This window comes from Bradyrhizobium sp. 132, from assembly GCF_023074185.1.
GTDB lineage: Bacteria > Pseudomonadota > Alphaproteobacteria > Rhizobiales > Xanthobacteraceae > Bradyrhizobium.
The window spans coordinates 55,567-69,349 of the sequence record NZ_JADPKY010000177.1 but is presented as its reverse complement, the minus strand read 5'-3'; the positions used below and the strand labels follow the sequence as shown (position 1 = coordinate 69,349).

Annotated in this window: 14 protein-coding genes, 2 tRNA genes and 2 pseudogenes; 11 read left to right on the top strand and 7 right to left on the bottom strand. The window is 61.5% G+C overall.

Annotated elements, in window-relative coordinates:
- Positions 1-341 precede the first annotated feature (341 nt).
- The 3 genes from IVA74_RS39135 to IVA74_RS39125 are packed head-to-tail and all read left to right on the top strand — an operon-like array spanning position 342 to position 1,935.
- Complete coding sequence (locus IVA74_RS39135; RefSeq protein ID WP_256467587.1) at positions 342-920, top strand: TetR/AcrR family transcriptional regulator; 579 nt, start codon at positions 342-344, stop codon at positions 918-920.
- A 30-nt stretch (positions 921-950) separates the two neighbouring features.
- The gene (locus IVA74_RS39130; RefSeq protein WP_247353243.1) at positions 951-1,484 is read left to right on the top strand and encodes a carboxymuconolactone decarboxylase family protein; all 534 of its coding nucleotides are present in this window, start codon (positions 951-953) and stop codon (positions 1,482-1,484) included.
- A gap of 4 nt (positions 1,485-1,488) precedes the next feature.
- Positions 1,489-1,935 carry a DUF302 domain-containing protein gene (locus tag IVA74_RS39125; protein WP_247353242.1) on the top strand — a complete coding sequence of 149 codons (447 nt, stop codon included), beginning with the start codon at positions 1,489-1,491 and terminating at the stop codon, positions 1,933-1,935.
- Between the two features lie 63 nt (positions 1,936-1,998).
- On the opposite strand, the gene IVA74_RS39120 is transcribed toward IVA74_RS39125, so the two are convergent.
- A complete protein-coding gene (locus IVA74_RS39120; RefSeq protein WP_247353240.1) occupies positions 1,999-3,207 on the bottom strand; it encodes an MFS transporter in 1,209 nt (402 codons plus the stop codon).
- Positions 3,208-3,298: 91 nt separating this feature from the next.
- Between IVA74_RS39120 and IVA74_RS39115 the strand changes: the two genes are divergently transcribed.
- Genes IVA74_RS39115 through IVA74_RS39105 form a run of 3 tightly spaced genes read left to right on the top strand, consistent with a single transcriptional unit; the run spans position 3,299 to position 5,569 of the window.
- Complete coding sequence (locus IVA74_RS39115) at positions 3,299-3,997, top strand: TetR/AcrR family transcriptional regulator (protein ID WP_247353238.1); 699 nt, start codon at positions 3,299-3,301, stop codon at positions 3,995-3,997.
- Between the two features lie 43 nt (positions 3,998-4,040).
- Positions 4,041-4,565 carry a DUF2231 domain-containing protein gene (locus tag IVA74_RS39110; RefSeq protein WP_247353236.1) on the top strand — a complete coding sequence of 175 codons (525 nt, stop codon included), beginning with the start codon at positions 4,041-4,043 and terminating at the stop codon, positions 4,563-4,565.
- Between the two features lie 5 nt (positions 4,566-4,570).
- Positions 4,571-5,569, top strand: coding sequence for a ketopantoate reductase C-terminal domain-containing protein (locus tag IVA74_RS39105; protein WP_247353234.1), 999 nt, complete (start codon positions 4,571-4,573; stop codon positions 5,567-5,569).
- A gap of 442 nt (positions 5,570-6,011) precedes the next feature.
- On the opposite strand, the gene IVA74_RS39100 is transcribed toward IVA74_RS39105, so the two are convergent.
- Positions 6,012-6,085: transfer RNA gene (locus IVA74_RS39100), tRNA-Gly, on the bottom strand.
- Positions 6,086-6,435: 350 nt separating this feature from the next.
- Complete coding sequence (locus IVA74_RS39095; protein WP_247353233.1) at positions 6,436-6,621, bottom strand: hypothetical protein; 186 nt, start codon at positions 6,619-6,621, stop codon at positions 6,436-6,438.
- Positions 6,622-6,824: 203 nt separating this feature from the next.
- On the opposite strand from IVA74_RS39095, the gene IVA74_RS39090 reads away from it, so the two are divergent.
- Positions 6,825-7,205 carry a YciI family protein gene (locus tag IVA74_RS39090; protein WP_247353231.1) on the top strand — a complete coding sequence of 127 codons (381 nt, stop codon included), beginning with the start codon at positions 6,825-6,827 and terminating at the stop codon, positions 7,203-7,205.
- 6 nt (positions 7,206-7,211) lie between these two features.
- On the opposite strand, the pseudogene IVA74_RS39085 reads toward IVA74_RS39090, so the two are convergent.
- Positions 7,212-7,804 (bottom strand): annotated as a pseudogene (locus tag IVA74_RS39085) (TMEM175 family protein).
- Positions 7,805-7,932: 128 nt separating this feature from the next.
- Between IVA74_RS39085 and IVA74_RS39080 the strand changes: the two are divergent.
- The 3 genes and pseudogenes from IVA74_RS39080 to IVA74_RS39075 all read left to right on the top strand — a co-directional run bounded on the left by IVA74_RS39080 (position 7,933) and on the right by IVA74_RS39075 (position 11,394).
- The gene (locus tag IVA74_RS39080; protein ID WP_247353229.1) at positions 7,933-9,990 is read left to right on the top strand and encodes an ATP-dependent helicase; all 2,058 of its coding nucleotides are present in this window, start codon (positions 7,933-7,935) and stop codon (positions 9,988-9,990) included.
- 5 nt (positions 9,991-9,995) lie between these two features.
- Positions 9,996-10,168 (top strand): annotated as a pseudogene (locus tag IVA74_RS41335) (LysR family transcriptional regulator); the annotation flags it as partial.
- Positions 10,169-10,362: 194 nt separating this feature from the next.
- A complete protein-coding gene (locus IVA74_RS39075; RefSeq protein WP_247353228.1) occupies positions 10,363-11,394 on the top strand; it encodes an LLM class flavin-dependent oxidoreductase in 1,032 nt (343 codons plus the stop codon).
- A gap of 106 nt (positions 11,395-11,500) precedes the next feature.
- Here IVA74_RS39075 and IVA74_RS39070 read toward each other — a convergent pair.
- Positions 11,501-11,586, bottom strand: a tRNA-Tyr gene (locus tag IVA74_RS39070).
- A gap of 205 nt (positions 11,587-11,791) precedes the next feature.
- Here IVA74_RS39070 and rlmB point away from each other — a divergent pair.
- A complete protein-coding gene (rlmB, locus tag IVA74_RS39065; protein ID WP_247353226.1) occupies positions 11,792-12,622 on the top strand; it encodes a 23S rRNA (guanosine(2251)-2'-O)-methyltransferase RlmB in 831 nt (276 codons plus the stop codon).
- A 62-nt stretch (positions 12,623-12,684) separates the two neighbouring features.
- Here rlmB and IVA74_RS39060 read toward each other — a convergent pair whose 3' ends face one another.
- Positions 12,685-13,191: a hypothetical protein gene (locus IVA74_RS39060; RefSeq protein ID WP_247353225.1), complete on the bottom strand. Its 507-nt coding sequence runs from the start codon at positions 13,189-13,191 to the stop codon at positions 12,685-12,687.
- A 43-nt stretch (positions 13,192-13,234) separates the two neighbouring features.
- Entirely contained in the window at positions 13,235-13,720 is a 486-nt protein-coding gene (locus tag IVA74_RS39055; protein WP_247353223.1) for a hypothetical protein, read from the bottom strand.
- Positions 13,721-13,783 lie beyond the last annotated feature (63 nt).

The following is a 13,783-nucleotide window of genomic DNA, read 5'->3' as shown; positions in this document are numbered from 1 at the left end:
AACAACGGGAGCCGGCGCGTCGAGCCTGAACACCCCTTCGGACAACAATGGCGGCGGATCAAGCGCCGCGGCGAAATCTGCCCCTGTCCCGCCCCACGGCACTGACACCAACACCCCGGGGAGCACGGCGCAAAGGACTAACTGTCCGCAGCGACGGTCGTAGCGGCGCTTGCCCGAAACCATCGAGCGGACACGGTCGCACCAGATCGTAGATTAGTGCAGAAAATCGGGAGCTGGAGCGGGTGAAGGGAATCGAACCGCGTCCCCAAAGCTTCTCATTGCTGGCGACGTCATTCGAGAAAGTTGTTGACATAGACAGACCTGTCTGTCTATGTCACGCAATGGCCACCTCATCGCCTCGACAACGCATCTTAGAAACGGCGTCGGAAATGTTTTACGCCCAGGGCGTTCGAGCCGTCGGTGTCGACGCAATCATCGCGCGCGCCGCGGTCGCAAAGGCGAGCTTTTACAAACATTTCCAGTCAAAGGATGATCTCATCGTCGCCTATCTGATGCGACGCGACGAACTCTGGCGACGGTGGCTCGAGGAATCGGTCGGGAGACTGGCAAAGTCCGCGGACAAGCGTCCTCTGGCCGTGTTCGACGCACTCGCGGAGCGTTTTGCTACTAACGATTTTCGTGGGTGTGCGTTTATCAATTCGATGGCCGAACTCGCAGATCGCAGCCACGCAGCGCACGTCGCCGCTGCTCATCACAAGCAGCAACTGACCGCATTTCTTCGCAAGCTGCTTGCGGAAGCGGGAGTAGCGGCTAACCCGCTTGCTGAGCAGTTCATGATCCTGATCGACGGATCGATCGTCACCGCTTTGCGTAAGGGCGATTCGGCTCCCGCGAAAACAGCTAAGCAGATCGCCGCAATGCTTCTGCACGAAGCACGCGAACGAAAGTTCGAATCGTGACATCGCTCATGTCAGATAATGGAGTCATCTATGTCAAGAATGCCCCTGGTTGTCGCTGCGGAAGCGAAAAGTGAGGCCAAAGAACTCCTGGAGCGCACTCAAGCCCAGTTGGGCCGGGTTCCTAACCTCTATCGCGCGATGGCCAATTCGCCGGCAGCGCTTGACGGATACCTGTCGTTCCGAGCCGCGTTGGTCCGTGGCCGTCTAGATAGTCGCCTTCGCGAACAGCTTGCGCTGTTGATCGCCCAAGCCAACGGCTGCGAATATTGCGTGTCTGCTCACAGCCTGCGTGGCAGCAAAATTGGAATTGCGGAAGCTGAGTTAGCGGCCAACCGGCAGGCTCAATCGGACGATCCAAGGGTGGCCGCCGCACTTGCGTTTGCGAAGACGCTTATCGAAACGCGCGGCCGAGTCGATGACCGCGCGCTTGCGGCAGTCCGGGAAGCACATTGGAGCGATGAGGAAATCACTGAAGTCGTTGCGCATGTCGCGCTAAATTTGTTCTCGAATTACTTCAATCACGTCGCGCAACCTGCTCTCGATTTTCCCCGCGTGGAGGTCTAATTTCGTGCATAAGACCGTCGTCGATTATGGGCCTGCTTCGGGGCTCTCTGGGGACCATGGCGTTACGGCTTCATTATACCCATTCGAAGAAACGATCAGCCGACTGAAGCGCGCGATCACCGATGCAGACCTCTGGCTCATTCACGAAATAGATCCACAAATGTTGTTGCGTAGAGGCGGATACGAGATTCGCGCTACGCGTCAGCTGCTGTTCTTTCATCCTCGTTTTATGCTGCGGCTTCTCCATGGCGATCCCAGCGCGTTGATCGAGGCGCCGCTGAAACTGGTCGTCATGGAAATGCCGACGGGGGCGGTCATCGTGCGTAGTTCTGATCCGACGGATGCCTTCGCGCGCTATGTCGGTCTTGGAGAACTTGGTCGCGAGCTTTCCGAGCTTTGCGACACGCTCACTGCCGCTGTGACTCAGACCGGCCCCGGCAAGGAAAATTAGGCGCCTGAAAACGCCATCCTGCGCTTTTTCGTGCAGTTCAATGTGCGGAGAGGAGACCGCGATTCATTCCAGCGTCTTTACCGAACCGGACATTCCGACGCGATCTTGCCAAGACGGCAGCGCAGTCGCCATGAGAACGACCAACGGCAGAGGCAACGACCACAGGGCCATGGCGGGCCACCCAACCTTTTGCAGCAGCCAGCCGGAGCCGACGGAGGAGAGCGCGGTTGCGAGGAACACGAACTGATCGTGGGTGGCTTGGGCCTTGGCGCGTTCGGACGGCGCATAGGTTTCGGTGAGCAGTGTCGACCCGCCGACATACAGAAAATTCCAGCCGACGCCGAGCAGCACCAGTGAGATCCAAAAGGCGGCGACACTCAGTCCGCCGTAGGTCGCGACCGCGATACAAAGAAGGATCAACCCCGCCCCGATTTGCAGAATCGGAATATTGCCGAACCGCTTGATCAAGGAGCCTGTCACGAACGAGGGCGCGAACATCGCCAATGCGTGCCATTCGATAACGAATGCGGCGTCCGAATAGGCATGATGATGCTGGACCATCGCGATCGGAGCCGCCGTCATGAGGAAGTTCATGCTGGCGTAACCGAACATGCTGCTCATGACAGCCAGGATGAAGTTGCCTTGTCGCGCAATGACGGCAAGCGGCCGTGCTTCTCTCTTATGCTCGTCCTCCGGAACTGCCGGGATGACAACGAATGCCTGTAAGATCAGGGCTACCAGTGCAAGGCCTACCAGGAAAAGGTAAGTGCCGGTGAACGGGGCCGACAGCAGATCCTTGGTCAGCTTGCTTGTCTCAGGACCCGCAACGGCCCCGACGACGCCTCCTGCGAGCACCAATGAGATTGCCCGGCTTCTGAATGCGGCTCCGGCGATCTCAGCCGCGGCAAATCGATAATATTGTCCAAAGGCGTTGTAACCGCCCATCAGTAGCGTGCCGACGCACAGAAGCCAAAAGCTGCCCGCGAAGACAGCAAACGCGCCGACCAGCGCGCCGATCACGCCAATCATGGCTCCGGTAATAAAGCCGGCACGCCGCCCTGCCCTCTTCATCCATAATGAAGCCGGCACGGTTAAGCACGCGGTGCCGAGGACATAGGCCGTGACCGGAAGCGTCGCCAAGGATTTGTCCGTCCCCAGCAATGAATAACCGACCAACCCGTTCAGCCCGACGAGGATGATGTTGTTGGTCAGCAATGCTGCTTGGCACGCTGCCAGAAGCGCCACCACTCGTGATCGTTTTTCCATGGGCATCAGGTGCCTCTCCTGGCAAATCGCCTTGACATCCGGCGCTCGCGCGGTAGATAGTGAGTACATGCTATCTAGTCAAGACAGGACATCGCGCATGGCCAGTGCCGCAGCCAAACAAGAGCCCCGAGAGCGTTTTTTGGCGGAGGATCGCAAGAGTCAGATCGTGCAGACGGTCTTGCATCTTGTGAACGAACGAGGTGTCGATGCAGTGAGCACCCAACTCGTCGCCGACACCATCGGGCGTTCCCAAGGCATCGTTTTCCGTCACTTCCCAACGAAAGAAGCGTTGTGGACCTCGGTGATCGAGTGGCTTCGGAAGCGGCTGGAAACAGTCTGGGCGGAGGCTCGCGAGTTTCATGACAGCGACAAGTCGCTGAAAACACTTGAGCGCATGTTTTTGGGTCACATCAAACTGATCGATAAATATCCGGGCCTCGCCAAACTCGTGATGTCCGATCACCTTCGTCATCAGTATCCGAGCATCAACGAGAGCTTCCGCGATCTTCATCGCCGCTACGAGAGTCAGGTTATCGCATTACTTGAGGAGGCCGTTCGCTGCGGGATCATCTCGTCGACCATCAACATCCCCGACGCCGCAACCCTGTATTTTTGCACGATCCAGGGCTTGGGGTTCCAATTCGCCATCGCACGTCTGCGTCGAACCCAGCTCAATGCAGATGCTGCCCGGCTATTCGAACTGTTGATGCAGGCGTTCCTCGCGAGCGGAGTCGCCGGAACTCGTCCAACATCGGGCAGGCCGCAACGCGCTTCCAAAGCGCAGCACAGACATTGAGCCGGCATTACCCTTAAATCCACCACCGAAGCGCAGGACCAACATGTTTGAAGTACTTCCAAACTGGCATCCGATATTCGTACATTTCTCAATAGCTCTCTTTGTGATCGCCGCGATGTTGTATGTCGTCCATCTCGTTCTCCCGCAAAGCAGTTGGGCCGCACCGATCTTGACGGCAGCTCGGATCAATCTGTGGCTGGGTGCCGTTCTTTCGATCGCCACCGTCGCGGCTGGCATGCAGGCCTTTCTTACGGTTCAACATGGGGCGGAACAGCAGCCGGTGATTAACGACCACCGCAACTGGGCGCTCGCAACGGCTGTATTGTGGTGGTCGATTGCGTTGTGGGAGGGATGGAGAAGCCGGCATTCAAAGCCGATGAGCTATTTCTTCCTCGCTGCCGTTCTCTGCGCATTGGCACCGCTGGCGGCCACCGGCTGGAAGGGAGCCGAACTTGTTTACCGTCACGGCATTGGCGTGAACAGGCTAGCCTTGGTCGAGCGCATTAGCCATCTGTTGCCTAACGATGCGACACATAAGCGACTGCTCGATCGAATCGACACCAAGTAACGGCGATGAGATCCGGCCGTCATATTCTCGTCGTGGGAAACGGTTCGATCGCTGGATATCTCTTGGGGGCGTTGTCCAGCAAGTCTACGCGAGAGAATCTTCGTGTCACGGCTCTTGCGACAGAACGTTCGGCGCCTGAGTTACGACTGCACGGTCTCAGGATCGAAGCAAAGGACTTCTCTCTGCGGTGCAGGCCAAACATTTTGGTTAATCCGAACGATGTTTCCGATGTTGACATGATCATCATTGCTGCGAGGGCCGAGTGCACCCGCTCTGCATTGTCTGGTTTGAAAGCTGTTATGCAGCAGGGCGCGACTGTTGTTCTCGCCACCAGCGGCTTTCCATGGTGGCTGCCAGCCGCAAACAGCCTTTTGAAAAGTATTCCGATTGAGGCGGTCGATCCAGATGGAATGCTTCTATCCTCGACTCCAATTGGCAATATTGTCAGCGGAATTTTCGACCTGGCGTGCGATCGGCCGGCGCCAGGCTTTGTTCGCCATTATCGCGGGCGCACATTGACAATTGGGTCGGCAATGCCTGGTTCGCTCGTGGCCGCCGAAGTTCAGCAATTGCTATCGAATCCGTGGCTTGATTGCATAGTTGACAGGGACATTCGATCGAAACTCTGGTCAAAATTGATTAATACGGGATCGATCAACCCGATTCGCATTTTGACAGGCGTGTCGCCCAACGATATCGCATCTTCAGGTCTGGGTCAGTCGCTCTCAATCTCCGCGATGAGAGAAATTGAGAAAGTCGGAATGGCTCTCGGATTTGGACCATTTGCCGATCCAGAGCGACGCCTGAGATACCAGAGAGACGCTGGATGCGAAAAAACTTCGTTGATGCACGAGATTGAATATGGTCTCGATCTCGAACTCGATGCCACGATTGCAGCGATTATCGAGATTGGTCTCCGCATCGGAATTCCGACCCCGACATTGTCTAATCTTCGCGAAATTGCGCGCCATAAGGCCATGCTGTTCCAGCACGTCACACATTAAAGTGGCTGAACATTGCGCAAACAATTTGCCGGCTTATAGTTGAGGTACCTTGCGCTCTGCCGCGAGATTGTGAAAAAGGCGCGACGTGTTCCGGCAGATCTTCTTTGGATGGCGTCTGCCGAGTCCTTCGGGTCCGGCTGAACGATTTCGCCGAGCGGGCTGCTCTTATGCGTGAGACGCTCGCAGCGCACCTGCACTGGGCTCGGACGTAGACCCTTCTTCGTCGCGTTCCGCGAAATCTGTCCTCAGAACCCACGGTCAAAAGTTACGGTTTGCGCGGTGACAAGCGGCGACATCGCGGAACCAGTCTAGCCGCAACAGCTTTTTTCACGCTACACGTTGTTTTGCGGTCGATTCGAACAATGCGGGCATCAGAACGTGCAGAGCAGCCCATTTTGTCGGAATAAAATCCGACGCTCTCGCTAAGTCTTTGAAATAGCTTTGGAGCGGGTGAAGGGAATCGAACCCTCGTATTCAGCTTGGAAGGCTGCTGCTCTACCATTGAGCTACACCCGCGACAGGGGCTCCCTAACACGGCCGGGCGTCGGTCTCAACTGCTCAGGAAACGGCTTGTCCGGCGCCTGCACGGCCTTGCGGACAGCCCTCGGTTCCTCCCGACCCGCCTCCTCTTAACAACGGCGGCATTGCCGCCTATATTGAGCTCTTCCGAAACCAACGAAAGGAGGTGATCCAGTGTGTCTTACCAAACGCTGTCACCTCGCTGGGATCGCCCGCTAAGCTTTGAATAAAGGCTTGGCATCGGGGCGCTCTCAGCCCTGGACCAGCGAGCAAGAAATCGGGCGCGACGGGGCTTCCCCGCCGCGCCTTTTTCGTTGGCGCCGCTCAGGCCGGTCTCGCCGAAGCCTTCAGAAACCGCAGACATTGAAGGCGCGCGGGCGCTTGCCGCCGCGGCTTTCGGCGATGCGCTCGCCGCCGTTCTCGACCGAGCTGCCGTAATAGCGATGGTGACCGCTCTGGTCGTGCAAATCGGCAGGCTCCGATTGCGCCGCCCGCCGCGCGTCGCAAATGATCTTGATGGTGTGACCCGACATTGCCGCCTCCGATCGCCTTCCGTGTTCTTGTGGCCATCAGTTGTCCTGGCTTGGGGCAGCGTTCACCCGGCCGGCCCGCAATCGGGTTTCAGAACGGTTTCATCGAGGCCGGCACGACGCAATATTTTCCTCACCGCCATTGTCGGCCCCAGCCATCGTGATACGTCCTTTGAGCTGCGCGCAGCAAAATCAACGAGGAAACGATGCTTTACGCCATCCTGGCCTATCACGTGGAAGACGAGATCTTGTCGTGGACGCCCGAGAAGGACACCGCGGTCGTGACCAAGGTCCTGGAGGTTCAGGCGACCTTGAGGGCGAGCGGACATTTCGGGCCGGCCGCCCGTCTGGATGAGACCCGCAAGGCCCGCACCTTGCGTGGCCCGGGCGCGGGCGTGGTGCTGGACGGCCCGTTTGCCGAGACCAAGGAGCAGCTCCTGGGCTTCCATCTCATGGAGTTCGACACTGACGAGGAGGCGATCGCAGCGGCACGGACGCTGCGCCAGGTCAATCCGACGGCGGTCTACGAAATCCGCCCGGTCAAGCTCTACGTGCCGGCCGATGGGTTCGGTGCGACACAAGGGTGAGCCGCCTTACGCGTCCGGGTTGGTCGGCGGCCCGACATAGAAGCGCTGGATCAGCAGCCCGCCGAAGGCGATGAACCACAGGAAGGGCGCGACATGCGGCGCGAACGCCGCAACGATCGTGCCCGGGATGAATACCAGCAGCGGAAACATCGAGGCCATGATCTCGTGGCGCCAGCCGCCAAGAATCCTCCACCACAGCCAGGCATTGAGACCGGCGATCGCAGTCAGGTGCAGGCCGTAGAGCACGGCGACCGCGCTGCTCATGGGGAAGTTGGTGTAGAGACCGTTGGTCACCGGCAGCAGTACGATCGAGAGCAGGAAGAACAGATTGAGGATCACCGCGCCGCGGCTGCCGACGGGCTGGCGCACCAATCGCCGGTGATGGCTGATCCAGAACACGCCGGCGATGATGAAGCTGAGCGCGAGGCCGGCGAGCTTGCCGGAATAGACCCGGGCGAGATCGTTCCAGTCGGGCGCGCTGGTGAAGACGGCGGCTTTCGGCAAGTCGTAGCCAGCAGCGTCATGGCGACGCCAAAGATGGTGTTGCTGAGTGATTCCAGCCGCCGCATCTCGAACTGTTCGGGCTTGGGCTCGGTCATGCCGGGTGCGCGCTTTTCGGGTTGGAACTTAAGGCGGTCTTGTCCCTAGGTCTTAACATCGGTTCCGTCCAGCCGCATTGCGATTCGCAACGAAATGGCCGACTCTCGGCCTTTCACTGGGGCGATTCGTGGCGACATATCGGGACACGCTCAATGCGGAGCAGCGCCGCGCCGTGGAGCATGGCGTGGCCGATGGTGCGACCGTGGGCGCCCCTCTGCTGGTCATTGCCGGCGCCGGGTCCGGCAAGACCAACACGCTGGCCCACCGCGTCGCGCATCTGATCGTCGCCGGCGCCGATCCGCGCCGCATCCTCTTGATGACGTTCTCGCGCCGCGCCGCGGCCGAGATGGCCGGCCGGGTCGAGCGCATCTCGCGAAAAGTGCTCGGCGAGAACAATGCCGCGATCATGCGCGACGCGCTCACCTGGGCCGGCACGTTTCACGGCATCGGCGCACGGTTGCTGCGCGAATATGCCGAGCGGATCGGCGTCGATCCTTCCTTCACCATCCACGACCGCGAGGATTCCGCCGACCTGATGAACCTGGTCCGGCACGAGCGCGGATTGTCGAAGACCGAGAGCCGCTTTCCGGCCAAGGGCACGTGCCTGTCGATCTACTCGCGCTGCGTCAATGCCGAGATGGAGATCGAGAAGGTGCTGGGCCAGCACTATCCCTGGTGCGCAGGCTGGGCGGCCGAGCTGAAGGGCCTGTTCGCGGCCTATGTCGAGGCCAAGCAGGCCCAGCACGTGCTCGATTACGACGACCTCCTGCTCTACTGGTCGCAGATGATGAGGGATGCGCTGATCGCGGACGAAATCGGTGGCCGCTTCGATCATGTGCTGGTCGACGAATACCAAGACACCAACCGCCTGCAATCCTCGATCCTGCTGGCGCTGAAGCCGGACGGACGCGGCCTCACCGTCGTCGGCGACGACGCCCAGTCGATCTACTCGTTCCGCGCCGCGACTGTCCGCAACATCCTGGACTTCCCGCAAAGCTTCTCGCCGCGCGCCGAGATGATCACGCTCGACCGCAACTACCGTTCGACGCAGACCGTGCTGGCGGCGGCCAACGGCGTCATCGGCCTCGCCCGCGAGCGCTTCACGAAAAACCTTTGGACCGACCGCGCCTCCACGCAAAAACCCCAGCTCGTCACCGTGCATGACGAGGCCGACCAGGCCCGTTACATCGTCGAGGAGGTACTGGCCAACCGCGAGCAAGGCGCGCTCCTGAAGCACCAGGCGGTGCTGTTCCGGACGTCCTCGCATTCGGGTCCGCTGGAGATCGAGCTCACCCGCCGCAACATTCCCTTCGTCAAGTTCGGCGGCCTGAAATTCCTCGATGCAGCCCACGTCAAGGACGTGCTGGCGCTGCTGCGCTTCACAGAGAATCCGCGCGACCGCGTCGCCGGCTTTCGCATTCTGCATCTGTTGCCGGGCATCGGTCCTGCGACGGCGCAGCGCGTGCTCGACCAGATGGCGGAGAGCACCGATCCGCTTGCCGCGCTCGGCCAGCTTCCGGTGCCAGCTCGCACCGGCGCCGACTGGACCGACTTCGTCCGCACCATCGAAAATTTGCGTTACTCGGAATGGCCGACGGATCTCGAACGCGTGCGGCTCTGGTACGAACCGCATCTCGATCGCCTCCACGAGGATTCCGAGACGCGCCGCGCCGATTTGATGCAGCTCGAGCAGATCGCGAGCGGCTATGCCTCGCGCGAGAAATTCCTGACCGAGCTCACGCTCGATCCGCCGGATGCGACCAGCGACAAATCCGGGCCTCCTCTTCGTGACGAGGACTATCTGATCCTCTCCACCATCCATTCGGCCAAGGGCCAGGAGTGGAAGTCGGTGTTCGTGCTCAACGTCGTCGACGGCTGCATGCCGTCCGATCTCGGCGCCGGCACCAGCGCGGAGCTCGAGGAGGAGCGCCGCCTGCTCTATGTCGCGATGACCCGCGCCAAGGACGATCTGCACCTCGTGGTGCCGCAGCGCTTCTTCACCCACGGCCAGGCCGCCAAGGGCGACCGCCACGTCTACGCCTCGCGCACCCGCTTCATCCCGGAGCAACTGGTCCATCTGTTTGAACGCACCGCCTGGCCAAAGGCCGCAGCGGGCGCGGCCCGCACAGCGGCGCAGGGCCCGAAGGTCGACATCGGCGCCCGGATGCGCGGGATGTGGCGGTAGCGCCGGTGCGGCGCGGCCATCCGCTCACGGCGATGAAGCGGCTGAGCTCGCGCAGCTTCCTGAATGCGGGGCATGTCGATGTGAGCCTCGCCGGCAAGACCCGCCGTCCTACGACCTCTTCCTCGCCTCGCGCAGGCTGTCGCGCAATCTGGTCGCGATCGTCAATCACTACAGCGCTGGCTGCACGAGACGCTGGTCGATCCGTTCGCCCGATCCGGCTGAAGGCGCGGGCGAGCCCGACACGATGAAAAAGCGGAAACGCTGCGTTTCGCGAAGCAGCATTGTTGCGCCGGTCACTGCCGCCTAGCTCCACGCCAAAGCTAATCCCTCCCACAGTGACAGGCGCCAGTTGCGCCCGCAGAGACCTCATCAATGACCGCACCGCTCGAATTCGGACTGGATACCTTTGGCGACGTCACCAGGGACGCTTCCGGCGCGATGCTTCCGCACGCGCAGGTGATCCGCAACGTCGTCGACGAGGCGGTGCTGGCCGACGAGCTCGGCCTCGACTTCATCGGCCTCGGCGAACATCACCGTGCCGACTTCGCGATCTCCTCACCGGAGACCGTGCTGGCAGCGATCGCGTCGCGTACCAAGCGGATCCATCTCGGCTCGGCCGTGACGGTGCTGAGCTCGGACGATCCGATCCGCGTCTTCCAGCGCTTTGCGGCGCTGGACGCGCTCTCGAACGGGCGCGCCGAGGTGATCCTCGGCCGCGGCTCGTTCACGGAGTCCTTTCCGCTGTTCGGCTTTGATTTGCGGGCTTACGAGGCTTTGTTCGAGGAGAAGCTCGACCTGTTCACGGCCCTGCTGTCGCAAGAGCCGGTGACCTGGGAAGGCAAGCTGCGTCCGCCGCTCAGGGATCAGCTCGTCTATCCTCCGGTCGAGAACGGCACGCTAAAGACCTGGATCGGCGTCGGCGGCAGCCCGCAATCGGTGGTGCGCGCCGCGCATTACGATCTGCCCTTGATGCTCGCGATCATAGGCGGCGATCCCGCGCGCTTCGCACCCTTCGTCGATCTCTACCATCGCGCGTTCAAGGAATTCGGCCGCCCGGCACAGCCGATCGGCGTGCACTCGCCCGGCTATGTCGCCGAGACCGACGAACAGGCGCGCGAAGAACTCTGGCCCGACTACAAGGCGATGCGCGACCGCATCGGCAAGGAACGCGGCTGGCCGCCAATGGGCCGCGACGAGTTCGTGAGCGAGGCCGAGCACGGCTCACTCTATGTCGGCTCGCCGGAGACGGTCGCGCGCAAGATCGCGAAGACCGCAAAGGCGCTGGGCGTTGCGCGGTTTCAGCTGAAGTATTCGGCGGGCCCGCTGCCGCATGAGAAGCTGATGACGAGCATCGAGCTTTACGGGCGGAAGGTGATGCCGATGGTGCGAGAGATGATGGGGTGAGAAAGCAGTCCGTCTTCGCTTTCGCTATGCTCCAGCTTCGCCGGACATGCTTCGCCCTGACGGGCTACGCTCGGCTGCGCCATGCGTAGCCCGTCAGGGCGAAGCATGGTGGGGGAAGAAGGACTCGAACCTTCGAAGTCATAAGACGGCTGATTTACAGTCAGCTCCCTTTGCCACTCGGGACACTCCCCCGCTCGACGGCAGCACAATCGGGCCGGACCTTTCCGGCGACCGAAGACGGCCATGGAACATGAAGCCGCAAGAGCCCGGATAGGGACGCGACCGGCCGCGTTTATGGGCGAAGCGGTGGGGCAAAGTCAACCGAGCCGACCAGCTAAAATGGCCATCGAAGGCACCCAAATTGCCATATTCCGGGACCCATGACACAAGCAGACCTATGAACGATCGAAAATTCGGCCCGAAAGGTCGCCGCGGCGGCGGTAAGCCCTTCAAAAAACCCGGAAAATCGGCCGGCCGGCCGGCCTGGCGCGAGCGTGATTCGGACACCGACGGGCCTGTCATCCTCTATGGCTGGCACACCGTCACCATGGCGCTCGCCAACCCCGAGCGGCAGATCCGCAAGCTGACGCTGACCGAGAACGCCGCAAAGCGGCTCGCGGACGAGAACATCGCAACCCCGGTCACGCCCGAGATCGTCCGGCCCCAGGAGATCGACCGGCTGCTGTCGCCCGACGCGGTGCACCAGGGCCTGCTCGCCGAGGCCGATCCCCTGCCCTCGCCCGACATCGAGGATTTGGAGCAGGACGGCATCGTGCTGGTGCTCGACCAGATCACCGATCCGCACAATGTCGGCGCCATCCTGCGCTCGGCTGCGGCCTTCGCCGTGAAGGCGATCGTCACCACCGCGCGCCACAGTCCGGAAGCGACCGGTGTGCTGGCCAAGGCCGCCTCCGGCGCGCTGGAGTTGGTACCGATCGTGACGGTACAAAACCTCGCCCGCGCACTGACCACGCTGAACGAGCTCGGTTTCCAGACCGTCGGGCTGGACAGTGAAGGCAGCGCGGATCTCTCCGAGGTCACGCTGCGCGAGCCGCTCGCGCTGGTGCTGGGCGCGGAAGGCAAGGGCCTGCGGCAATTGACCCGCGACACCTGCAGCGTCGTGGCGCGGCTGGACATGCCCGGCGAGATCAAGAGCCTCAACGTGTCGAACGCCGCCGTGCTCTCGCTCTATATCGGCGCAAGCCGGCTGGGGCTGATGAAGCCTTAAAAAACAAAACGCCCGTCCGCATCGCGCGGACGGGCGCTTCGTTGGCTCAGCCGATCAGGCGATCAGTAATACCGGCGCAGCACGCGATGGCCGCCGTAATACGGCGCATGGCGAGGAGCATAGCCGTAACGCGGGCCGTAGCCGTAGTGCGTGCGCGGCAGATAGCCGGCGCGCGGGCCGTAGCCGTAGCGATACGGACGATAGTACGGCCGATGATAGGGATAGGCGCCGGCTGCGACTGCGGCGGCACGATAGCCATAGCCGTTTCCATAGCCACGGCCGTAGCCATAGTTGGCTGGCGCAACGACCGCGTCCTCACGATAGGTCGGATACGGCGCGAAGGCGCCCGGACCGGTATAGGTCGGGCCCTGGTTGACGTAATAATACTGCGTGGTCGGCTCGGCGAGACGCTCATAGGCACCATAGCCATAGCCGCCGCAGCCGGTGTTGCAGCCGGAATAGACCGGCGCAACCGGCTGGCACGGATTGAAGCCGCAGGCCGCGGCCGGCGCGACCCCGATGAACATCACGGCAGCCGCCGCGACCAGTCCCGAAATCATCTGACGCATTACTCTCTCCTGTTGATTTTCGTTTGTTGGATTTTGTCGTTTCTTAACCTGGCCGCCTGCCGGGCATCTCCGCACGTGGCCGAGGCCGAGGACGCCGCGGCTGCTCGTTGATCTCAGGCGCGAGGATCACCGGCGGGGGATCGACGGGCACGTCCATCTGCGCCGGCAGCGGCGCCGATTGCGCGCCCCAGCTCTGGTGATAGCTCTCCGCCGGCTTCGGCAATTTGCGGTTCGCGGACGGCTCGACCTCGAGCCGCCCATAGCCGGGCCGCAGGCCCAGCGTCGGGTAGTAATGGCCGACGTCGGCAGGCTGCCGCTCGGCGACATAGCGCCCGCCATAGATCGTGGGCTGCACCTGGACGTTCTTCCCCAGGCCCCAGGTACCCTCGATCACGGTATAGGACGCGTCGATGTTGTTGATGATGATGGGCACGCCCGGGCGGCCGGGAACGACGATATCGAAGCCGCCGCCGGCAAAAGCGGTTACGGGCAGTCCGATCAGAAGCGCTGCGAGCGCCAGGGCGCGCATGGAAAGGATCCCGGTTATCCAGTCCACAACCTATCGGATCGTCGGGCCGAGTGGGTTAAGGGA